19 protein-coding genes are annotated in these 23,003 nt (G+C 43.0%); 6 read left to right on the top strand and 13 right to left on the bottom strand.

All coding sequences use genetic code 11. The features are described 5' to 3' along the window. The first annotated feature begins 208 nt into the window (after positions 1-208). Both nfuA and GNIT_RS16825 read left to right on the top strand, forming a co-directional pair. The gene (gene nfuA, locus GNIT_RS16820) at positions 209-787 is read left to right on the top strand and encodes a Fe-S biogenesis protein NfuA (RefSeq protein WP_014110517.1); all 579 of its coding nucleotides are present in this window, start codon (positions 209-211) and stop codon (positions 785-787) included. Positions 788-883: 96 nt separating this feature from the next. Further along, on the top strand, positions 884-1,168 hold the full coding sequence (locus GNIT_RS16825; RefSeq protein WP_014110518.1) for a hypothetical protein: 285 nt from the start codon (positions 884-886) through the stop codon (positions 1,166-1,168). Positions 1,169-1,281: 113 nt separating this feature from the next. On the opposite strand, the gene rhlP is transcribed toward GNIT_RS16825, so the two are convergent. Continuing rightward, entirely contained in the window at positions 1,282-2,106 is an 825-nt protein-coding gene (rhlP, locus tag GNIT_RS16830; RefSeq protein ID WP_014110519.1) for a rhombotarget lipoprotein, read from the bottom strand. Positions 2,107-2,340: 234 nt separating this feature from the next. After that, positions 2,341-3,717: an MATE family efflux transporter gene (locus GNIT_RS16835; protein ID WP_014110520.1), complete on the bottom strand. Its 1,377-nt coding sequence runs from the start codon at positions 3,715-3,717 to the stop codon at positions 2,341-2,343. Between the two features lie 96 nt (positions 3,718-3,813). Here GNIT_RS16835 and GNIT_RS16840 point away from each other — a divergent pair, with 96 nt between their 5' ends. Then, a complete protein-coding gene (locus tag GNIT_RS16840) occupies positions 3,814-4,962 on the top strand; it encodes a polysaccharide deacetylase family protein (protein ID WP_014110521.1) in 1,149 nt (382 codons plus the stop codon). Between the two features lie 66 nt (positions 4,963-5,028). Here the strand turns inward: GNIT_RS16840 and GNIT_RS16845 are convergent, their stop codons facing one another. The 6 genes from GNIT_RS16845 to GNIT_RS16870 all read right to left on the bottom strand — a co-directional run bounded on the left by GNIT_RS16845 (position 5,029) and on the right by GNIT_RS16870 (position 9,699). Next, positions 5,029-5,625, bottom strand: a complete 597-nt coding sequence (locus tag GNIT_RS16845; RefSeq protein WP_014110523.1) for a GNAT family N-acetyltransferase — start codon at positions 5,623-5,625, stop codon at positions 5,029-5,031. Between the two features lie 14 nt (positions 5,626-5,639). Beyond that, entirely contained in the window at positions 5,640-6,299 is a 660-nt protein-coding gene (locus tag GNIT_RS16850; protein WP_014110524.1) for an SCO family protein, read from the bottom strand. Positions 6,300-6,366: 67 nt separating this feature from the next. Beyond that, a complete protein-coding gene (gene cyoE, locus GNIT_RS16855; protein WP_014110525.1) occupies positions 6,367-7,269 on the bottom strand; it encodes a heme o synthase in 903 nt (300 codons plus the stop codon). A gap of 42 nt (positions 7,270-7,311) precedes the next feature. Next, positions 7,312-8,295 carry a COX15/CtaA family protein gene (locus GNIT_RS16860; RefSeq protein WP_014110526.1) on the bottom strand — a complete coding sequence of 328 codons (984 nt, stop codon included), beginning with the start codon at positions 8,293-8,295 and terminating at the stop codon, positions 7,312-7,314. Positions 8,296-8,312: 17 nt separating this feature from the next. Beyond that, a complete protein-coding gene (locus tag GNIT_RS16865) occupies positions 8,313-8,876 on the bottom strand; it encodes a hypothetical protein (protein WP_014110527.1) in 564 nt (187 codons plus the stop codon). 1 nt (position 8,877) lies between these two features. Further along, positions 8,878-9,699 carry an SURF1 family protein gene (locus tag GNIT_RS16870; protein ID WP_014110528.1) on the bottom strand — a complete coding sequence of 274 codons (822 nt, stop codon included), beginning with the start codon at positions 9,697-9,699 and terminating at the stop codon, positions 8,878-8,880. A gap of 114 nt (positions 9,700-9,813) precedes the next feature. On the opposite strand from GNIT_RS16870, the gene GNIT_RS16875 reads away from it, so the two are divergent. Continuing rightward, complete coding sequence (locus GNIT_RS16875; protein ID WP_238526980.1) at positions 9,814-9,981, top strand: DUF2909 domain-containing protein; 168 nt, start codon at positions 9,814-9,816, stop codon at positions 9,979-9,981. 82 nt (positions 9,982-10,063) lie between these two features. On the opposite strand, the gene GNIT_RS16880 is transcribed toward GNIT_RS16875, so the two are convergent. From GNIT_RS16880 to lexA, 5 genes are all read right to left on the bottom strand, one after another. Continuing rightward, positions 10,064-10,963, bottom strand: a complete 900-nt coding sequence (locus tag GNIT_RS16880; RefSeq protein WP_014110530.1) for a cytochrome c oxidase subunit 3 — start codon at positions 10,961-10,963, stop codon at positions 10,064-10,066. 11 nt (positions 10,964-10,974) lie between these two features. Then, the gene (locus GNIT_RS16885; RefSeq protein WP_014110531.1) at positions 10,975-11,634 is read right to left on the bottom strand and encodes a cytochrome c oxidase assembly protein; all 660 of its coding nucleotides are present in this window, start codon (positions 11,632-11,634) and stop codon (positions 10,975-10,977) included. An 18-nt stretch (positions 11,635-11,652) separates the two neighbouring features. Further along, on the bottom strand, positions 11,653-13,263 hold the full coding sequence (gene ctaD, locus GNIT_RS16890; RefSeq protein WP_014110532.1) for a cytochrome c oxidase subunit I: 1,611 nt from the start codon (positions 13,261-13,263) through the stop codon (positions 11,653-11,655). Between the two features lie 12 nt (positions 13,264-13,275). After that, complete coding sequence (coxB, locus tag GNIT_RS16895; protein ID WP_238526981.1) at positions 13,276-14,400, bottom strand: cytochrome c oxidase subunit II; 1,125 nt, start codon at positions 14,398-14,400, stop codon at positions 13,276-13,278. 447 nt (positions 14,401-14,847) lie between these two features. After that, a complete protein-coding gene (lexA, locus tag GNIT_RS16905) occupies positions 14,848-15,468 on the bottom strand; it encodes a transcriptional repressor LexA (RefSeq protein ID WP_041246492.1) in 621 nt (206 codons plus the stop codon). Positions 15,469-16,171: 703 nt separating this feature from the next. Between lexA and GNIT_RS16910 the strand changes: the two genes are divergently transcribed. Beyond that, positions 16,172-20,116: a S8 family serine peptidase gene (locus tag GNIT_RS16910; RefSeq protein ID WP_014110537.1), complete on the top strand. Its 3,945-nt coding sequence runs from the start codon at positions 16,172-16,174 to the stop codon at positions 20,114-20,116. A 451-nt stretch (positions 20,117-20,567) separates the two neighbouring features. Next, positions 20,568-23,003: a glycerol-3-phosphate 1-O-acyltransferase PlsB gene (gene plsB / locus GNIT_RS16915; RefSeq protein ID WP_041247002.1), complete on the top strand. Its 2,436-nt coding sequence runs from the start codon at positions 20,568-20,570 to the stop codon at positions 23,001-23,003.

Below are 23,003 nucleotides of genomic sequence, written 5' to 3' on the forward strand. Positions count from 1 at the left end.
TGACAATCAAATAAGCATAGAATTTGTAAAGTATTTTCATAAAGTATCAATTTGCCAGGCTATATCCTAATACGTAAGAGGCCTCTATTCCTAATCTATAAACCAATTTATTATAAAATAGTTGTAAAAACACGAATACCCGACTGTTTTACTCAGGTAATTTTGCTATTATAGCGGTCATAACTTAATTCCACTTGGGGAGGTCACTATGATCCAGATATCCGAATCAGCACAAACACACTTCGGTAAGCTTTTATCGCAGCAAGGAGAAGGCACGAATATCCGCGTATTTGTCGTAAATCCGGGCACCTCAACGGCTGAGTGCGGCGTTTCATATTGCCCACCAGAGGCCGTAGAAAGCACAGACGTCACACTTCCGTTTAATGGCTTTAACGCCGTTGTCGATCAAGAAAGTGCGCCTTATTTAGAAGAAGCAGAAATTGATTTTGTTACCGACCAAATGGGTTCTCAGCTGACGCTCAAGGCGCCCAATGCCAAAGCGAAAAAGCTGAGTGATGATGCAAACTTGGTTGAACGTATCAATTATATGATTGAAACTGATGTTAATCCTGGGCTTGCAAGTCATGGCGGTAAAGTTGCTTTAGTTGAAGTGACTGAAAATGGCACTGCAGTGCTGCAGTTTGGTGGCGGTTGTAACGGCTGCTCTATGGTAGACGTTACTTTAAAAGACGGCATTGAAAAACAAATGTTAGCGCAGTTTGCAGGCGAGATAACAGCGGTAAAAGACGCGACTGAGCATGAAGCCGGCGAGCATTCTTACTACTAAACATATTAGATATTAGTAGCCATACGCAATAAACTTCATTAACCTGATAAGGTCAGTGGAGTTTATTGCTAGTGCTAAAATCGAGGTGTGCGCCAAATGAAAAGCTGGATAAATAACATAACTAAAGAGCCTTTGCGGCACTGGCAGCGGTTCTTGAAAGGCTTTGCCATTTTTATGGTCGGCGTTGCGTTGTGGTATTCAGAACTCGCATTGATTCACTACGGAATTTCTGACAAAGCCGTTGATATTTACAGTGACCCATCAAAGATTATAGCGCTAGTGTTTTTAACATGCGGAACAATCATCTCGATTATCGGCTATGTGCAAATACTTGTTTGCCGTTTATTACCAAGCAAAGTTAAGCTCAACAACGGCCAGTAAAGTTAAGACTCGCAAAAAACAATTGAATGAGACGTTTGTCAATTGCGACCTGAGCATCAAGTAATCAAAACAAACTCAGCGAATATTAAGCCGCAATTGAATTGAACCTTTGTTTATTGCTTACGTTTTCTCAACACGATAGTCGAACCCAACACCAGCAAAGTTAACCACATCACGCTCCCTCCGCCATAGCCTTCACGTCGCTCAACTGTAGCAACTTTTTCTTCTTTCACGCGAGCTTTAAAATTAGCGAGTTCAATATCAAGATTTTTACTCATATCGGCTACAGCTAAGGCGTAACTTTCCATCGACTTTTCAGCCAAAACGGCATCAATCTTAATTGCCGTAGAACTTTCTGATAATTTATTGATACCAGGAGCTCTAAACAACATTTTTTTGCTCTTTACATCAAAAACAGCTGTGTCGACAAAGGTTTGCACCGAATTGTCATTCGCGGGTATGAGGTACATGCCCACAATTGTCCAATACAACAATGCACCTTTTTTCTCTAGTGACTGAGTCACTTGGTCATATGAGACCAAGGCCATTACGTCCACATCATACAGCCGAGAAACTTGCTCCAAAGTAGTAAAACCTTCACCACCTTTCAAATAATCACTGGGGATTATTTCAATTTTGTCTATGTAATCGTATTGTAAAAATGATTGCTTTACTTTTTCGAGCAGTTCAACTTGGCTACTTCTGTTAATGCCATTTTGATTCCAGTTTTTGGATGGGACAAAAGCGAGCCCCACTTTGACTGGCAAGGTGAGTACTGGAATTTCTGCTGAGAGCTCCTTTCGGCTGCTTTCTTCTGGATATAAGAAGTCGATAAGACTGCTAGATACTGTATTTTTATTACCATTAAGACTAAGTAATGAACTACATGCGCTCAATACAAGCAGGCTAACAAATACGATCATTAATTTAAATTTCATTGCGTATCCTTACTAAAGTTATCGATTAACCTGACAGGGTTTTCAGTGGTGTAAACCGGCGTTGCAAAGCCTATTAGTGTTTAAGACAGTAATACAAAACACTAACTGAAATGAACTTAAAATCTAGTCAAAAAATACTCCGCTGATACTAGATTAAGCAATAAGACTAATCAATCGCGCAAATAGTTCATTGAAGGCAACGCACGAAGCGCCCGCTTAAATCATTGGAGATTGTTACTTCGCACCGTCATTAAATATATGAACGCCAAATATGCGCTGCTGCGGTTTGTTCATCAAGAATAAGTACCATGCGCCCAGAATTCCACCTCTGAATGCAAGAAAGCTGAGAAGGGCAATCCACAAGCCAACATTACCTAAATCTGAAATAAACCACCAGATCAAGAAAAAGCCAAATGCTGCACTGAGAATCATTGAATCACGCATTGCTTTGCCTTTGCTTAAACCAACAAATACGCCATCAAACAAGAAACACCAGTGCGCAATTAGAGGCATAAGGACCATGAGACCAAGATAGCTCGAGGCTTCTTTTTGTAAAGCAACTTGATCTGTCAGTAGCTGGATAATCTGCGCGCCAAATTGCCAGAACACAAAGGTGTATATCACCGCAAATAGGCTAGACCACCACAAGCCAACTTTGACGTGATACGCCAGCGCGGTTTCATTTTTTTTACCCTTCTCCTCGCCAACCAAAGCCTCAACTGCGTTTGCCACACCGTCCAAACCTAAGGCGATCAATGCAAAAAATTGCATTAATATCGCGTTAGTCGCGGCAACTTGCGCCCCCATACTTGCGCCTTTAAAAGTGATAAAAGCCAGCGTGAGTTGCAGCGCTAAATTACGAAATAAAATATCAGAATTGAGTGTTAACAACGGTTTTAGCGAGAGCCAGTTTAGCCACGCACTTTGAAATAGCGTTATGTTTATTAGGCTTTTTGTTGCCAACAGCGAAAAGCCAAGAAGTGCGAACTCCGCCACAACAGTCGCCGCAGCAACTCCCTTCACTCCCCATCCAAGAACAAATACAAACAACAGGCTAAATACGATATTAATAAGGTTCACGGCAACTTGAAGAATAAGCACGGTCTTTGTTTTTTGTTGGCCTATTAACCACCCCACTAAAGCCATATTGGCAAGTGCTGCAGGAGCACCCCATATTCTTACACCAAAATAAGCCTGCGTGCTTTCGGCTAGCAGCTCTGAGGATTGTGCAAAATACAGTCCAGCGTTCAGGATCGGAGATTGCAGAGCGATGAAACAGATGCCAAGCACGAGTCCAAAAGAAACACCTTGAACTAATACCTTCGTTCGGCGTTTTTGCTCGTCAATTTCCACGTTGCCCCGACCCGCTTGGGCGCTTAAACCCGTAATCGACATTTTGAGAAAACCACAAATCCAGTAAAGCTGAGTTAGAATTAAGGTACCAATGGATGCGCCAGCCAAATAGTGAGTCGCATCCATGTGACCTAAAATTGCAGTATCCACCAAGCCTAACAAAGGCGTGGTAATATTAGCTAAGATTAACGGGAACGCTAAAAATAAGAGGTGCCAAACTTGCGGCTTGCTTCCGCCAGATTGGATTTGTTGCGCCATGTTACTAATTACCTTTTAGCTTCGCTGAACTGCTGATAGCATAGAAGAGTAACGCCATTATCTTACGCGAGCAATGTTTAACCGGAGCGAGCAACAATGAACACTTTTTTGAACAAATACCAAACTTTAGCATCGACATTAGCGTGCCTGCTAATAATTGGCTTATCATTTTCAACACACGCTTTTCAAATCGAAGCGAGTGAAGCGCTTAATCAAGAGACTGCTGAGTCGGCTAAAGTGAAGGCAACGCCTGGTAGCAAGCATAGCTTTGTTATTCTGCAGTATCATCATGTCAGCAGCGACACACCAAGAAGCACTTCAATTTCACCAGAAGAACTTGAGCAACATATGGCATATTTGGCCGAATACCATCAAGTTGTTTCATTACAAACGGCATTGAGTAGCATTAAAAATAAAACGCCACTTCCTGAGCGCGCGGTGGTGATTACATTTGACGATGGTTACAAAAACATTCTAGAAAACGGACATCCTATTCTTAAAAAATACGGTTTTGAATACACTATTTTTATCAATCCATCTCAAATTGACATACTAAATTCGCAGCTATCTTGGGATGACGTGAAAAAAATGAGTAAAGAGGGCGTTACCTTCGCCAACCATACCCTCGATCACCTGCACTTACTCGACAGATATCCAAATGAAGATAAGGCCAATTGGATAACTCGAATTAAGAGAAACATCACCATGGCAGAAGAAGCCTTAAGTGAACAGCTGGGATACTCTAAGAAATGGATAGCATACCCATTTGGTGAGTTTGACCTAGACGTAAAGGCGATGCTTAAAGAAATGGGCTACGTAGGTTTTGGGCAGCACTCAGGAGCCGTTGGCCAATTTAGCGATATGCAGTCGCTTCCGCGTTTCCCAGCGGCTGGGCGCTTCGCTAATCTCGACACCTTGTTGACTAAAATCAACAGCTTGGCTATGCCCGTTGTTGAAGTAAGACCCGAACGTTACGCGATGAATATAGAGGAAGTACTCGGTAAAATCGAATTCGACGTATTGCAGGATGATATTAGCCTCAACCGCATTGCCTGTTACTTTGCCAGTGACTCCCTGCCCATCACAAAAACCGATAATGGTTTTAGCATCAATATTAAAAAGCCGTTTTATCCCGGCAGAACGAGAGTAAACTGCACCGCACCTAGCATAAAAGAGAGTGATCGCTTCTATTGGTATTCGATTCCATTTTTTACGCAAAAAGAAGACGGTACCTACTTAGATTAAACGCATTACAGGGCGTCTGAATAACTCTAATGCGCAGTATGTGAGACTTGACGCCCCATTTCGCTGTTAGACGCGCAAAGCCATCCTGATAAAAGTTTGCTGCGTTGGCTCAAATTTGTTGTGTTTTAATTCGGTAAATCCGGCTTTTAAGTAACACTTTATTGCACCAACGTTAGTTGCTTCCACATCTAGCACAATCTCTCGCTTCGCGCTTTCTTTGGTATATTCAACGGTATGAGCAATTAAGGCGCTCGCAATTCCCTTGTGTTTGCTACCGCTAAAAACAGAGACATGACCAAGACAAACTTGGTGGCTTTGTGGCGCAACAAAACAGGCATCGACGCTTTCTTTATAAGCCAAGAGATGAATGATTTGTTCAGGGCTCAAAAATTCACGCAGCGAAGAAATCGTTCCCAACTGAAACTCGGCAGGCATGACAGAAAGCCAATTGGCGCATATTCCCTCTACTGCATTTGCATGCTCAAGCGCAACCCAATGATAATTCGCACTAAACTGACCATGAGCTTCGCTGCAAGCCTGTTGCAAATAATCTTGGGTTTGCGTAACGCCTCCAAACAAAAAACTAAGCAGCGTGGGTTCAGATGCGTATATGAGTTGAGCGATAGCAGCAGACTGCGATAGGTCACCACGCTGAATATCCAACTACACTTTTCCTTTTAGCCTTGCTTCAACAATATAGGAACATCTACCTTCAATTCGTCCATATCACTAATAGAAAGCTTGCCCAACTCTTGCTTTGGCTTAAATCGGCCAACCACATTACCGTCGGGATTGATCACAACGATTGAAGCGCTGTGGTCAACAAGATAATTTGGGTTGCTCATATCATCGCTCATGGCGTACATCATACCCATACTGCGAACCAGCGGGAACAACTGGTCATGAGGGCCGGTGCTTGCAATAAAATCTTCATTAAAGTATTGAATGTATTCATTCAAACGTTCGGTTGTGTCTCTTCTCGGATCGACTGATAAAAACCAAACTTGCAAGGGTGTTGATGAAGCCTGTTGTGCAAGCTCAGGGTAAATTTTGTTTATTTCAGCAAGTGTAACTGGGCAAATATCGGGACAAAACGTATAGCCGACGAACGCCAATGTCCATTTTCCCTTGAGATCGGCGTTAGTCATTGTTTGCTTGTTGTGGTTTGTAAGTACGAAGTCGTTCAGTGCGCGCGCCTGCGGATACCAACTCATGAATTCAGTCTGTTCGCTGAGTGGTTTTTTACTAATATCGGGAGGCGCTATGGTGATTGCCAAGTAAATTCCGAGGATCAGAGAAACAACGGCAACAACACCCACCCACTTATTTTGATTCATATCGATAAATTCTCATTTGAGGAAAAGAAAAGGCCTATTTGCATAGACCTTAAATTCGCAGGATAGTTTACAAAGGAATGTAATGATCGGCCAGCAGTACAACGAATAAAATCATGAGATGGTATATCGAGTACTTAAATGTATCCATTGCAGTAGTAGACGTTGGATTGTATTTAAGCTTGATAGCGTAATACATAAAACCAGCGTTCAATACGGTAGATCCAAAGAGATAAATCAATCCGCTCATATCAACCAAGTAAGGCAATGCACACACTAAGCATAGTAGAACGGTATACAACAACACGCAGGTTTTGGTGAAATCAACGCCATGAGTCACCGGCAACATTGGAATTTCAGCTTTAGCGTAATCTTTTTCGCGGTGAATGGCTAAAGCCCAAAAATGCGGAGGTGTCCAAGTAAATACAATCAGCACCAACAATAGTGCATAGGCATGAATATCGCCAGTTACCGCAGTCCAACCTAACAAGGGAGGTGCCGCACCAGCTAAACCACCAATCACGATATTTTGTGGTGTCGCGCGTTTAAGGTAGGAAGTATAAATGACGGCATATCCGACAAGGCTAGCTAAAGTTAACCAGGCCGTAAGCATGTTGACAAAGAGTGCTAAGAAAACAAAACCAATCGCACCAATAACGAAGGCGAAAATAAGCGCGCGTTTTGGCGACACTTTACCTGTGGCAACAGGGCGGTTAAACGTGCGAGCCATTAAGCTGTCAATTTTATAGTCAACAACATGATTGATGACGGCAGCAGAAGAAGACAGTAAACCAATGCCTAACATGCCAAAAACCAGCACTTGCGGATCAATCCACGTTTCTGTGGCAAGGCACATGCCAACCAGCGCTGTCAGCAATAACAGCATGACCACACGTGGCTTGGTCATTTCATAATAGTCTCGCCATGTAGCTTGACTGCGAATGGACTTTGAAGCAATAGCTTGTTGGCTCATGCGCTTCTCCTTAAAAAATTGAATACAGTAGACTCATTCACGTTAGTATTTCCGATACATTGTGTAGGTGATAAGAACCATGACGAGTAATAAACAAGCGGCAACCGCGTTATGCAACACAGCCACTGTCAAAGGTAAGCTATAAACAACGTTGCTTACGCCCAACAATACTTGAGCGCCAAGCACAAGCGTCATTGTTGTCGCTAATCTTTTCATTAAGCCTGAAGATGAACGTTTATAGAGCGTAATAGCAAACCAGCATAAATAAATAAAGGTCACAATTGCACCAATTCTATGCATTATGTGCATAGTGGCGCGCTCTTGATAATCATGCACACCAAATTCATAATTTTCAGCAACGGGGACGCTAAACGCGCCAGCAATATCTAAATTACTAAACCAATCACCTTCGCAAATAGGCAGTTCAGTACATGCAAGCGATGCATAATTTGCGCTTGTCCAGCCGCCCAAGGCTATCTGCCACACAACGATTGCAATACCAAGCGCGCCAAATTTCGCATAGTGTCTGATTTGTGAATCGCCACCGGGTATACGGTAAGGGGTTAGTCGCAAATAAAGTAAAAACAAACACGATAGCACGGTGAAGCCGCCCAATAAGTGCCCCATAACCACAACGGGAAGCAAATTAAGCGTCACGGTCCACATGCCCAAAGCGCCTTGGAAACAGACTAAAACCAATAGTAAAAATGGGAGTTTTACCGGACCATGCGAACCACGCATCTTTTTAACTAATGACGTAAAAAATATAACGAGAATGAAAAACCCTAGGCCGGCTGCGAAGTAGCGGTGGATCATTTCGTTCCACGCTTTTTCAGCCTCGACAGGTCGCTCAGGAAAAGCTTGATTTGCTAGCTCAACGTGTTGTTCAGACTGAGGAACTAACAATGTGCCATAGCAACCGGGCCAATCTGGACAACCAAGTCCTGCGTCCGTTAAGCGAGTGTATGCGCCAAGGACAATAACCAATAGTGCTAAAAAAATACTCGCAAGCACCAACTTCTTCATTATTTGTGTATCCTGTTCTAACCGATTCGAGACAATTTCAATAACTTGCGAAGGTCCGCCAAAATGTCTCGACTGTCCATTATTGCTTGTTCACGATCAAGCGTGCTATTAAATTTGAGTATCACATTACCCAAAGTATCTACGATAAAAATACCATTATTGCCGGTTTCTTTAAACAAATTATTAACATTATTTGCATCTGATTTTAACAACTTGCCAAAATCATTCTCTTCTAAGTTTTTAACCGCCTTCAAGTCACTATTTTCGGTCACAATAAAAACCGCATCGACTCTATCCATTTCGCGACCAACGGCGGTGCGCACCTGACTAATACTGAATATCGCATTTTCACAAGCGAGATCGCAGTCGTTAGGAATAACGTAGGTTAGGCGCCAATGCGGTTCCTCACCTTCTACTAAGAACAAGTCTCCAGCTTCAATAATTGGATTTAACAATTGTCCTTTGTTGGTTGAGCCTTTATTGAACCACTCATTGTCTAGTGCGAGCTTGGCAAGTATAACGGGAAGGGTAAAAACAAGGATAAGTGCCAACGCGGTCAGTTTTTTAGATTTTTGCTGCATGTTAATTCTCTTTATTATTTTTAGTTTGAAATAGCTTCATCAAGCTGAGGAGATAAATAGTCAACGCGGCAATACCTAGGCCGAACCACTGCACAGCATAACCCAAGTGTTTTTCTGGGCTCATTACCACGGGCTGCCAGTTGCGTATGAATTCAGAACTTTCATCAGGTGTTAGATTGACAATAAAAGGGTAAAGTTTGCCCTGACTAAGCAGTCCGGCTGCACGCAGATGCTGTTTCATTTGTGCCATGTCCGTTTGTTGCAATAACGCTGGGAATTGACCAAATGCCGTATTGGTTTCAGACACCATTGCATTGATAGACGGGTAGCTCACCACACCAGTAAATTGTGCAGAACGCTCTGTAAGTTCAGATCTCAGATTATCCGATATCAAAGGTAATTGGCCGCGAATGCCATTACCCCGAAGCCAACCCAAATTGGCGAGTACGATATCCTTATCCAAAGTCGCTACTGGGACCACGACTTGATAACCCGTTCTACCTGACACTATTTTATTGTCGATAAAAAATAAGTTTTCCAGTTGCGCAGTGCCTACAAAGCTCACCGGAAAGTCCTGAATATCTAAATTTTTGCTATCCGAGGTATTATTGTTAGTATCGTTGTTGCTGTTAATATTCACGCCACGCTCAAACACCAGTTCTTCAAGCTTATATGGCCTGTTGGACTGCCGCTCCTCAATTTGCATTAAGCGAATATCTTTCTGGGCTTTTCGTTCTAACTGCCATATACCCAAACCAAACATGATGACAACGCACAATAAAGTGACTATGGTAGGCAGTAGAGGGAGTTTTCGAATCCACATATTTGTATAATGACCTTTCCAAATCCTTTTAAACTCTATTACAGAGTTAACTAATACATCAGGAGCGTGCAAGTGTTATTCGTAAAATTAGTTATTGGCGGACTACTCATATTCATGGTTTTTAGTCTCTTTCAAGCCATGATGGTCATGCTGAAAAATGACCAAAACCAAAATATGAGTAAGTATATCGGTAGACGAGTTCTTGCATCGGCTGTGATTATAGGAATCATCCTTATTGCAGTTGCAACGGGTATCATTCAGCCCAACCCAACGCCCCACTAGTTTATTTGCTTACTTTCAATAAATAATAATTCTTAGAGCTCAAATGTAAAAGCCACCTCTTTTGAGATGGCTTTTTTCGTCTCTACAATATGTATACGAAGAAGAATAGCATAACCCAAACCACGTCAACAAAGTGCCAGTACCAGCTACCGGCTTGAAATGCAAAATGTTCTTTTGGTGTAAAGTGCCCTTTCAAACATCGACCCAATAGTACAATGAGAATGATAGTACCTAAAGTAACGTGCATTCCATGGAAGCCCGTTAGTAAAAAGAAGGTATTTCCATAAACACCCGAATCCAAAGTGAGTCCAAGATCACGATACGCGTGAACGTATTCTTGTACTTGCAAGACTAAAAATATTGCACCGAGCAAAATAGTAAGGCTTAACAAGCTTATAAGTTGAGTACGTTTCACTTTTTCTAAACCTACATGCGCATAATGCAGGGTAACAGATGAGGCTAATAACAATGCAGTGTTAATTAGCGGCAAGCCAGTCCAAGGCATCGCTTGAGTCGATGGTTCACCCGTTGAAATAGCGTCTGCAGGTGTAGTCAATAGGGGCCAGGTAGCTTGAAAACCATTCCACAACACTTCATTTGTACTAGCGTTATTAGAAGCACCACCTAACCAAGGAATACTAATCGTTCTTGCGTAAAATAGCGCACCAAAGAATGCCATAAAAAACATCACTTCAGAAAATATAAACCACGCCATCCCCTGTCGGTAAGAGCGGCCTAGTTGAGCACTGTAAAGTCCACTCATAGATTCATCAATTTGATTTTTAAACCAGCCTGTAATCATAATGAGAAGGAGGGCAATGCCCGCCATTAGGATATAAAAGCCATAGCCAGTTTTATCGCGAGTGCTTTCGATCACAAAGTTACCTGCACCAACAGCAATTAAAAACAGAGCAACCGCACCAACAATGGGCCAGATACTTTGTTCAGGGACATAATATTTTTCGTATTGTTCTTGGGCCATTTTATTCTCCATTAGCTGTTGTTCATGGCAACGTCAACAGCGGGTTGTACTTTTGCAGATATGTCATAAAGCGTGTACTGCAATGTAAAAACGGTGATATCTTTTGGAAGCTGTGGGTCAACGTAAAACTTCATTGGCATTAAGGCTTCTTCACCCGCTTTTAGCGGCTGATGCTTGAAACAGAAGCATTCTGTCTTATTCACAAACAATGCCGCCGTGCCAGGAGACACCGACGGTATAGCTTGAGCAATGATGTCCCGATCTGTTGGATTTCGAACATAAAAAGCGACTTCACTCATTTCGCCTGGATGCACCGCAACTTCTGCTGTTTGGGCTCTAAACTCCCAAGGCATTCCAGAGTGCGTGCGCGTTATAAACTCAACTTTAATGGTTCGAGATTCGTCTATTATCACTGATTCGTAAACAGCTGCCTCATTTGATGTTTTGCCATTTATGCCCGTAAGGTCACAAAAAACATCATATAAAGGCACTAGGGCAAAGCTGAATCCCAACATACCAATGACTACAAATACCAGTGTTCTCACGGTTTTTGCATTTTCCGCAGCAGTCTCCGCGCGGGTTTTTGGTATTTGAGTTTCCGACGCTCGCCCACTCTCTAGCGAAGCGTCAGCTTTTTCAGTTTTGTCCTTAGAACCAGGTAGTTCAGACATACCTACACTATCCTCTTTTTATCTTATAACCGGTGGTGTTTCAAAAGTGTGATACGGCGCTGGTGATGGAATTTCCCACTCCAAGCCTTCAGCACCTTCCCAAACTTGGTCAGACACTGGTTCACCTATTTTTCTGCACGCTTTGATAATAAGCACCAAGAAAATCAATTGAGACAGACCGAAGGCAAAACCGCCGATGCTTATCCATTTGTTAAAGTCTGCAAACTGAAGTGCGTAGTCAGGAATACGACGAGGCATGCCAGCTAGTCCAACAAAATGCATAGGGAAAAATAGAACGTTTACTGAAATCAATGAACACCAGAAATGCCATTTAGCTAATGTGATATCAAACATTTTACCGGTCCATTTTGGCAACCAGTAATAAACAGCGGCCATAATGGAGAACACGGCACCAGTAACGAGTACATAGTGGAAGTGAGCAACCACGAAGTAAGTATCATGGTATTGGAAATCCACTGGTGTGATTGCCAGCATCAGGCCTGATAAACCACCAATAGTAAATAACACGATAAAGGCGATAGCGAACATCATCGGCACTTCAAAGGTTAAAGAACCGCGCCACATTGTGGCTACCCAGTTAAACACTTTCACACCTGTCGGTACGGAAATTAACATGGTCGCAAACATAAAGAACATCTCAGCGGCCACCGGCATGCCGGTTGTAAACATGTGGTGCGCCCAAACAATGAACGACAACAAAGCAATAGATGCCGTTGCATAAACCATAGACGCATAGCCAAATAGCTTTTTACGCGAGAAGGTAGGAACAATAGCCGAGATAATGCCGAAAGCAGGCAAAATCATTATGTAAACTTCAGGGTGCCCGAAGAACCAAAATATATGCTGGAACATAACGGGGTCACCACCACCTGCGGCATCAAAGAAACTGGTGCCGAAAAACTTATCAGTCAGAACCATCGTTACCGCGCCTGCTAGCACAGGCATAACCGCTATAAGCAGGAAGGCCGTAATCAACCAAGTCCATACAAACAAAGGCATTTTCATATAGGTCATACCTGGTGCACGCATATTTAATATGGTCACAACCACGTTAATTGCGCCCATGATAGATGAAATACCCATGATGTGGACGGAAAACACGAACAAAGCGGTGCTGTCGCCACTGTACTGTGTTGATAGAGGGGCGTAGAACGTCCAACCAAATGCAGGACCGCCGCCATCCATAAATAGAGACGAAAGCAAAATAAGGAAGGCAAATGGTAGGATCCAAAAACTCCAGTTATTCATTCGCGGTAGTGCCATATCAGGCGCGCCAATCATCATTGGAACGAGCCAGTTTGCCAAACCAGTAAAGGCGGGCATAACAGCACCAAATACCATAATAAGACCGTGTACTGTGGTCATTTGGTTAAAGAAATGTGGTTCTACGATTTGCAGACCTGGTTGAAACAGCTCCGCGCGAATGACCATTGCCATTGCGCCGCCTATTAAGAACATGATGAACGCGAACCAAAGATAAAGCGTGCCGATATCTTTATGGTTCGTGGTGAACAACCATCTTAAAATGCCTTTGGGTATGTGATGTTCGTGATGGGCATCGTGGCCATCATGCGAATCATGTGCTTCGTTTACGGTTTCTGTATTCATGTTGATGACCTTCTATTTACCGTTAATTATTGCGTTAACATCTTTAGCTTGCACCATGTCGCCCGTGTTATTACCCCAAGCATTTCGCTCATAAGTAACGACTGCGGCTATTTCAGACATAGATAACTGCTTACCAAACGCCGGCATGTTATTTTTACCGTTGATGATCATACTAATATGTAACGGAATATTTTGTTTTTCTAAGGCAACTTTACTGCCTTTCAACGCTGGGAACATAGGTGGCAAGCCACCACCGTTAGCTTGATGGCAAGCGATACAGGCAGTGTCATATATTTTCTTACCTTGCGTCATTAACTCTTCCATACTCATGTTCATGGAAAGCAGACGCTGCTCCTCTTCTTTCGCTCTCATCGCGGTTGATTCTTCTGCCTTCAGCCATGCTTCATATTCAGCGGGGTCTTTAGCAATAACAACGACAGGCATAAAGCCGTGGTCTTGTCCGCATAATTCTGCGCATTGGCCGCGGTAGATACCAGGCTCATTAACATTGGTCCATGCTTCATTGATGAAACCAGGGTTGGCGTCTTTTTTGATCGCGAAATCTGGAACCCACCAAGAATGGATAACGTCATCAGAAGTTATCAAGAAACGAACTTTCTTACCCGTTGGAATGACGAGAGGTCTATCTACTTCTAACAGATAGTTTTCGCCCTTGGTGAATTTGTTGTTTATTTGCTCTCTTTGAGTGGCAAGTAAGGAAAAGAATTCGACATCTGGATTGTCTTTGTATTTGTAGTGCCATTTCCACTGCGAGCCCGTCACTATTATAGTAACGTCAGCCTCACTAGTATCTTCCATAGCGATGAGAGTTGTGGCCGCTGGCCACGCCATCGCAATAAGAATGACAAAAGGAATAACCGTCCACAGTACTTCTACTTTCACGTTTTCATGAAAATTAGCTGGCTTAGCTCCGGTAGATTTACGGTGCATTACCATCGAATAAAACATCACACCAAATACGACGGCACCGATAACAACACATATCCAAAACATCAGCATGTGTAAGTCATACACTTCTAAGCTGATATCGCTTACACCTTGACGTAGGTTTAGGTCAGACCGTTCTGCAGCCGTTGAGGCTATTGCTGAATTACTAAACGCTAGTAACGCGCCAATAAGCAATGAAGTTACTCGATTCACTCTGATACTCCTTTCCAATCTTCTTCTTCAGGTTGTGAATTTTTACGCTCTGATGTGAAGATTCTGTTTAATTTGTTATTTTGATGTAAATCAATGCCTAATGATTAAACAAAGTACCTGCATAGTCTAGTGTTTTCTTGAAAATAGATTGAATATCTTGGTAATGATTAAAATTTGTACTGCGCTTTTTATGATCTTTTAGAAGCTCATATACGTTGGCGGCTACATTAGTCACATTGAAACAGTGCATTTTTGACGGGATTAGACAGCGGTAGTCGATATAACACTTCAGAACTTCAACATTAAATGAAATTGAGGTTTGCACTTTGAAACTGCTGTTTGAGGGGAAATACGACATAAAAAAGCCGCTCATGAAGCGGCTATTTTAAGTTTTTAATAAGCTACAAATAACTCTATCTGACGCTACATCCAATCTGAATTACGAATGACGCCAACGGCAATACCTTCAATGTTAAAAGGCTGTGAGGCTAAATCGACTTTAATAGGCGCGAACGCGTCGTTTTCTGCATGTAGTAAAACTTGGCTACCTCGTTTTTCAAAACGCTTCACCGTAACGTCTTCATCAACTCGAGCGACGACAACTTGGCCGTTATGAACATCAGTCGTGCGATGCACCGCCAAAATATCACCGTCCATAATCCCGATATCCTTCATACTCATGCCGTGAACTCTAAGCAAAAAATCAGCGTTTGGTTTGAATAGGTCGGGATCGATTTTATAATGACATTCTACATGCTCTGTTGCCAAAATCGGCTCACCTGCAGCTACTCGGCCGATCAGTGGTAAACCTTCGTCAGCCTCGTCATCTAATGCGCAATTCAGTTTAATACCACGCGATGTGCCAGGAATGATATCGATCACCCCTTTCTTTGCGAGGGCTTTCAAATGCTCCTCAGCGGCATTCGCCGACTTGAAACCTAAGTGACGCGCAATTTCAGCACGAGTGGGCGGCATGCCCGTATCAATCATTGTACTTTTAATAAGGTCGAGTACTTCTTGTTGCCTGGGAGTTAGTGGACGCATAAACAGCCTGTTTTTCTATACAGTTAGATGTAAGTATATACAGGAAAAGGCAAATGGCAACGATCAAATTGTGGGATCCGGTTTATTTTGCAAAAAATCCTGTTTGATTAAACCTCAGAATAGGAGGCATTCGTCAAAGTAGAATACAAGTTAACTTTTAAGACGCTCCTAAATCGGAGAAAAATCATTTCTTGTATATTAGCTGGCGCGTGATTGATGATTTATAAGATTAGCATCCGAGGCGCACTCAGATAACACAGGCTAATTAAAGGTTTTAGCTCATAATATAATCTTGATAAGTTCGCTTACTTTGAGCAATTTGAGGATATGGGAACGGCGAATTATTCTCCTTGCAGGTGGCACTGGATTTGCGTCAGTCAATGCTTTTTTCAGAATGTACCGTCACCAAATCTGCATGGCTTCATCGACTTATTCTGGAGAGTAAAACAGCAGCAGGATGGATACATAAAGCGGTTATTGAAAAATTTTAAGTCTTCGCCGCTATGATGCATATGTCGCTGGCATGTTCCAAAAGGTAAAAGTGACCCATTATGACTTCTCCGCGCTTGACTTGCCTAACGAGCAATGACTCGGTGATGAGTTTGAGTATTTATAACACAATATGAAATTGCATATTGGTGCTCGAAGTGAACTGAGATAAACTCAAAGATCTAAATCAAAGTAGTAATAACAAGGATGTTTTATGATTGTATTTTCACGCCCACTCCGTCGCGGCTTAATACTGACCGCATTGCTGCAATTTTGTTTTTCTTCGTTCGCAAACGCAGATAGTACAATTTCCGAAAAAACACTTCCGTCAGTTTCAGACGATACACTAACGGTGACAACGACACGATCTGATGGGTTGTCGACTGTAAAGTACTATCCGGCTGGACCACAGCGCTACATCGTAGAGTTAACATCACCAGGCTTAATCGAGCAACAGCAACTTCTAGCAGCAGAAAATCCGTCAGTAAACAGGCTGAACACAAGACTCTCTGCTGAACTTCGCAACTATCAAAGTGCGTTGCAGCAAGAACATCAAACACTTCTTAGCTATATTGGTACGATTAACCAAAAAATTCTCCCTACTTACCAATTTACTCACACGATAAACGCCATCGTTGTGGAAGCATCACCCAACGAGGTTGATAAGATCCGTTCGCTTCCTAATGTCAAAAGAGTGGTAGCCGACCAAGTGATGTCACGTCAACTAAGTGAAAGTGTTTCTCTAGTGCGAGCAAATGACGCTTGGTTGCGGCTTGATAATGCTGGAGCAACCCTTACTGGTAATGGAATAGTTGTAGCGGTGTTAGACACCGGTATTGATTATACCCACTCAGCATTGGGTGGCTGCTTTGGCGAAGGGTGTAAAGTCATAGCTGGATACGACTTCCACTATGACGATGACGACCCAATGGATATCGATGGTCATGGTACTCACGTAGCAGGTATTGTTGCAGGCAACAGCGAAAGCCTTCGTGGGGTTGCTCCTGATGCAAAATTACACGCTTACAAAGTCCTCGGTGATGAAGGTTTTGGATATACCTCGAACATTCTTGCTGGTATCGAAAGAGCCATCGACCCCGATCAAAATGCGGATACAGAAGATCGCGTTGATGTCATCAATATGAGTTTAGGTGGTAATGGCAATGCCGAAGGCCCATTAAGTCAAGCTGTTGATCGCGCTACGCAAGCCGGCATCGTGGTCGTTGTGTCAGCTGGTAACAATGGTAATTTCAATGACATTGCTAATCTATCTCCATCATCAGCACGAACTGCTATTACAGTAGCCTCCTCAACCAAATCAGATCAGCTCTCAAGTTTCAGCTCAAAGGGTGATAGCCAAGCAGATGCACCACTTAAACCAGAGCTATCAGCACCCGGCGATGATATTTTTTCTGCCTCGCCTGGAGAAAACATAATTTCTTTAAGTGGTACCAGTATGGCAGCGCCGCACGTTGCCGGAGCAGCAGCTATTCTGCTGCAACAATTCCCTGAACTAACTGCGGCAGAGGTTAAACAACGATTGATGGCATCTGCAAGAGATATTGGATTTTTGCCGCATGCTCAAGGCGCTGGTCGATTGGATATCATTGACGCATTGGATGTATCGTTAGCGTCAGCAGAGGGTATCGTTGATTTTGGAAATATTACGCAACAAACAGGCTCGTACCAATCGGATTTAAGTCTCACCCTGCATAATTTGTCTAATCAACCCGTTGTTCTTGCTGTAGACAGTGAGCAAACATTCCCAAATGGCGTACTGATTGAGGTTCCTGAAACGATCAGCATCGCCGCGAGAGCTAAGGTTTCCGTTCAGGTCTCGCTAATCATTGACGAAGTTGGTAGCCTCGACGCTTCAACGCTCGACAACCTTACGTTTGTTGACAGTCTTTTATTTGAATCTGGCGAATCACGATTACGCGTACCCGTAACTTTTCAAAAAGCCTTTGAAATTCAGTTTGAACACAATGCAAACAGCGATACTCAATTTAATATTTACGGTGAAAACAGTTTTTACCGCCGAGTCAGCGTGCGCGCAGGTGAAACGGCTATCGTCAAAATTCCGACCGGAGAAAAGACACTGTTAATCGATTATGGTTGGATAAGATTCAGCGATATTGGGATGCCCAACCCAGTTGAATCAGCAATGCTTATAGGACAAGCCTTAGAAAGATTCACAGTCAACGGCAACGATACCTACCGCGCTGATATTAGTCAGCTTCAGTTCGTTTTCGGTGTTGGCCAAGTGCTGGATGATAATGGCACGGAGCTCGCTCAAGACGACTATGAAAATCCCACCAGCGCCTTCGAACTTGCGTTCGATGATAGGCTTTTTTCAAGCAACACTGCGGGTGGAAATACCAACAAATACTATGCGTTCAATACGATACCGAGCGACACAACATTGCAAGTCGGCACTCTCGTAACCCGGTCGCTTGAAGGTGGTGGCGCTGCAATCTACAACCCATTTAAGCAATATCAAGGGGGTCTAACGGAAAGCGTTTTCATTAACTTAAACATGCAGCAGCGAGCAAACTACGAGCATTTCGCCTCCGAACCCCTTAAAACAAAAGTAGATCAACTGAAAATCACGTTACAAGGCCCAAATAGTGGCGGTTTCACGGATACAATTGATGATGTTGTATATGCTAAATTGTATATTCCAGACGAGGATGCACGACAAGGCAAAATTGAACTAAGTTTCCGCCAAAAAACCACTGAAGATCCTTATGAAGGCAAATTAGTTGCAAGCGCTGAGCTTTTTACAATCAATCAACAAGGGTTGTTTGAGCGTGATGGATTAAATCGACGCACGCTGCAAAGGGAAGCAACTGAATCGTTATATTTAGACGGTCAAGGAACATACTGGCATCATCCACTTTCGATTGAAAATAGTGTGTTAAAAAATCTATGGGATTGGAGTTGGGCTTGGAATTTTGATTTTCCGATGCTGCGTGACGCGGTTGGTAACACCTATGGTGATGGACTTGACTTAGAACTGGAATGGCTGTGTGATGGGCAATCAGTTGCTATTGAAAGGTACTTACGTACCAATGAATATCCTTTGCCCGAATCTTGCACAGCACCGGTGGGGAAACTAACCTTTCCGACGGTACTCAACAATCAAACACATCGGTCTACCCTGACTTTTGAGGTTGAAACATCAGGCTATCAAAAAATCGAGACTATTCGTGATCTCGGTATCATGATTGATAATACCCTGTTAGCTAAATCAGCGATAAACCAATTGCAAAGTTTACTAGCCATCGAGGTTAATTCAGAAATCATTGAAGATGTTGCTGCTGAAATACGTCTTGGCGATGACCCAAGCTGGTATCCGTTAGCAGTCGCCGACATATGGTATGGCGAATCCATTATCTTGTTCGATTTACCCATGCTATTTGGTGAGCACATTGCGTCGCTGCGTATTACAACTCAATCGGGCACAGTACAAACATTGGATCACTTTACGACCTTAGGCAGCGAAGCTGGCGGCGGCAATGACGTTGATGGTGATGGCATTGCCAATGAACAAGATGATGATAACGATAACGATGGGTTTATTGATAACAGTGACGCATTTCCGCTTAACCCTGCTGAGTGGTTAGACACTGATGCGGATGGTTTAGGTAATAATGCTGATAATGACGATGACAACGACGGTGTCGCTGATGGGGATGATGCCTTTCCTCTGGATGCTGCGGAGTCTGTCGATACCGACAATGACGGCATTGGCAATAACAGCGACACTGATGATGATAATGATGGCGTAGCTGATAATAACGATGCATTTCCTCTTGATCCAACTGAGTCATTAGACACAGATAGTGATGGTATCGGCAATAATGCTGACAGTGATGACGATAACGACGGCACTGCTGATGTGAATGACGCATTCCCTCTCGATAGTACCGAGCAAGTGGATACTGACGGTGATGGGATCGGTAATAATGCTGATAGCGATGACGACAATGATGGTGTTCCAGATAACAGTGATGCGTTCCCTCTCGATCCTTCACGCTCTACTCCGACAGCTACGCAACAAGGATCTAACGGCGGTGGCGGTGGCGGTAGCCTTTCACCGTACATGTTGCTTTTAATCTGTTTAGCATGGAGAAGGCGCGCTCAAAAATCGCGATAACTCAATGTTGATTTCTGAAGTATCTAGTGGGTGGCGTTTTCGTCACCCGCAGCACACAAGCATTAGTTGACTTGTTACTCGGCCAACGCAGTCTGACAGTAATCGATGATGAGCATTGAATTACTGAGCCGATAGATTGTAATCTTAGACTTAATATAGGCTTACTACAGTTGATCTATCGTTGGATACAACTCACTCGCCATTGTCTGATCAAGGATTGGCTTAAAAGTTACTTTGTATGCAGCTTTGAAGAGTGATCCTATTTCTGAAAAAACTTAATCAAACCGAGGTGTTTGCAAAATAAACCTAGTCCCAAAAATTAACAATTGTTTAAAAACTATCCTATGAACAACAGATACTTATGACGATCAACCCGTAATAAAAGGAATTGCAGCATTGTTGAATTCTCATGTTATTATTGCGTGGTATTGGTTCATATCAGGAAGACTACATGAGTAGCGTGCGCGCGTTTGTTCGTAAAATAGTGACTTCGCCAATCCGTTGGCTTATCTCAGTAAACAGTGTCCCAGCGAATATCGAAGCTGAATTAGGCATAGATAAAAAGAAGCCAATCATGTACCTCCTGCAAACCGAGTCGATTACTGATTTACTTGCTCTGCAAAAATCAACTGCAGGTTTAGGTTTGCCTGACCCAACGTCTCCCATCGAGTTCTTAAATAGCGAGCATAAGCGCTGTTACTTTCTAAGTCGTCCTCAAAGTCTCCTGTCTAGAAAAGTAAAGAAGACCACGATTGAAGATGTTTTCACCAATATGTTCCATCTGCATCGGGAGAATCCTGAACTCGATCTTCAAGTGGTTCCTGTGTTTATTTCCTGGGGCAGAGCAGCCAGTAAAAAGTCCACTGGATTTGCACAATTATTGGCAGACAGAGCCTCACCAAGTTGGTTGAGGAAGCTATTTATTGTGTTGTTTTTAGGACGAGACAACGTGGTCAGTTACAGTAAAGCGGTATCAACCAAACAAATGGGACAGCTACATGGTTCAAACCAACAGATATCCCATAAATTAGTTCGTGTAGCAAGGACTCACTTTCAGCGTAAGCGCCAAGCACTAAGCGGCCCAACACTCCTTGAGCGCTCAACCTTATACAATTCCTTATTAGGCTCCGAGTCAGTTAAGCAAGCTATGCTTGAAGATATGCGCCAGAAAAACATCAGTTCGCAAGAGGCCAAAAAATTAGCAATTGAGTACATTGATGAAATTGCAGCGGACTATAGAGTAGGCCTAATACGCATAGGCGAACGCATATTGGGGCGCATTTGGAATAAGATCTATAACGGCATCCATGTCGGCCATGCATATCGGGTGCGTGAACTTGCCCAAAATGGCCATGAAATTATTTACGTTCCCTGTCATCGTTCACACATGGACTATTTGTTGCTCACCTATGTAATTCATCACGAGGGACTAGTCACTCCGCACATAGCAGCCGGTATCAATTTAAATTTTTGGCCCGTAGGGAAGATATTTAGACGCTGCGGCGCATTTTTCTTACGCCGCAGTTTTGCGGGCAATAAGCTTTACACGGCTACTTTCAGAGAGTACTTAGAGCTTCTTTTTAATAAAGGGTACTCAGTGAAGTATTATCCAGAGGGCGGGCGATCGAGAACAGGCCGTCTGCTGCCGCCGAAGACAGGTATGCTAGCAATGACGCTGCAAGCTGCCCTCAAGGGCATAAACAGACCCGTCTCAATCGTGCCAGTATATATAGGCTATGAGCACGTGATGGAAGTGAAGAGCTACCAAAAAGAGCTCAAAGGGAAGACCAAGAAAAAAGAATCACCCACGCAAATATTTTCGGCCATTCGAAAACTCAAAAACTATGGCCATGGGTTTGTTAATTTCGGTGAACCACTACAAATTAATCAATTTTTAGATAAGCACGTTGAAAACTGGCGTGAAACAACGCCAGACGACCCAGATAAAAAGCCGACGTGGTTAACACCTGCAGTTAATACGCTGGCCGATACCATAATGACGCGCATCAATCGTGCCGCGGCTTTGAACGGTACTGCGCTGGTTGCATTGTGTTTATTGTCGTCTAAAACGCAAATCATGAGTAGATCTGAATTGACCACAGCACTAAAAGACTATTTGCTGCTCTTATCTAAAGTCCCCTTTAGCAGCGACTTCACCCTTCCAGAAGTTGAAGTCGAGGAACTGATTACAAACACACTAGCGCTGAATCGATTCGAGCAGTCAGAAGACGAATACGGCAAAATGATCGCGACAAAAGACAACAATGCAGTGCTGCTAACTTATTACCGCAACAATATTTTGCATGTTTTTGCTTTGCCTAGTTTAATTATGGCGGTGGTGTTCAGCGCTAGGAAAACAGACAAAGCCGCTGTTTTGGATATGGTTAGCAAGCTTTATCCCTTGTTAAAGCGTGAGTTTTTTATGCATTATTCATTAGAGCAAGCCCTTGAACACGCCGAAGCACTCATTGTACAAATGACAGAGCAAGGCTTGTTGATGAAAACTGGCGATGAGTTAACTTCTCCTTCGGCAAGCGATGACACCTTCCACTCTGCGTGGCTATTAAGTCGTGCGATGCAAGAAACCTGGCAGCGCTATGCGGTAGTGCTGCGAGTATTGGAAAAAGAAAAAACGGTTGCTCGCTCAAACTTAGAGAAACAAAGTTGCGTTATTGCTGAACGCCTTTCAACACTGTTTGGCATGAGCTCACCTGAGTTTTACGATAAAAATGTTTTAGGCTCTTTCGTGTATGCATTGCGTGAAAATAACTTACTGAAAAATCTCGATAGCGGTAGTTTAGAGTTTTCAGAAGACAGTTTGGTGCTCAAAAAAGCGATTATGGAATTAGTTTGGCCAGAAATAGCGCAGCATTTAGATAAGATTTAA

The organism is Glaciecola nitratireducens FR1064 (assembly GCF_000226565.1).
GTDB classification, from domain to species: domain Bacteria; phylum Pseudomonadota; class Gammaproteobacteria; order Enterobacterales; family Alteromonadaceae; genus Glaciecola; species Glaciecola nitratireducens.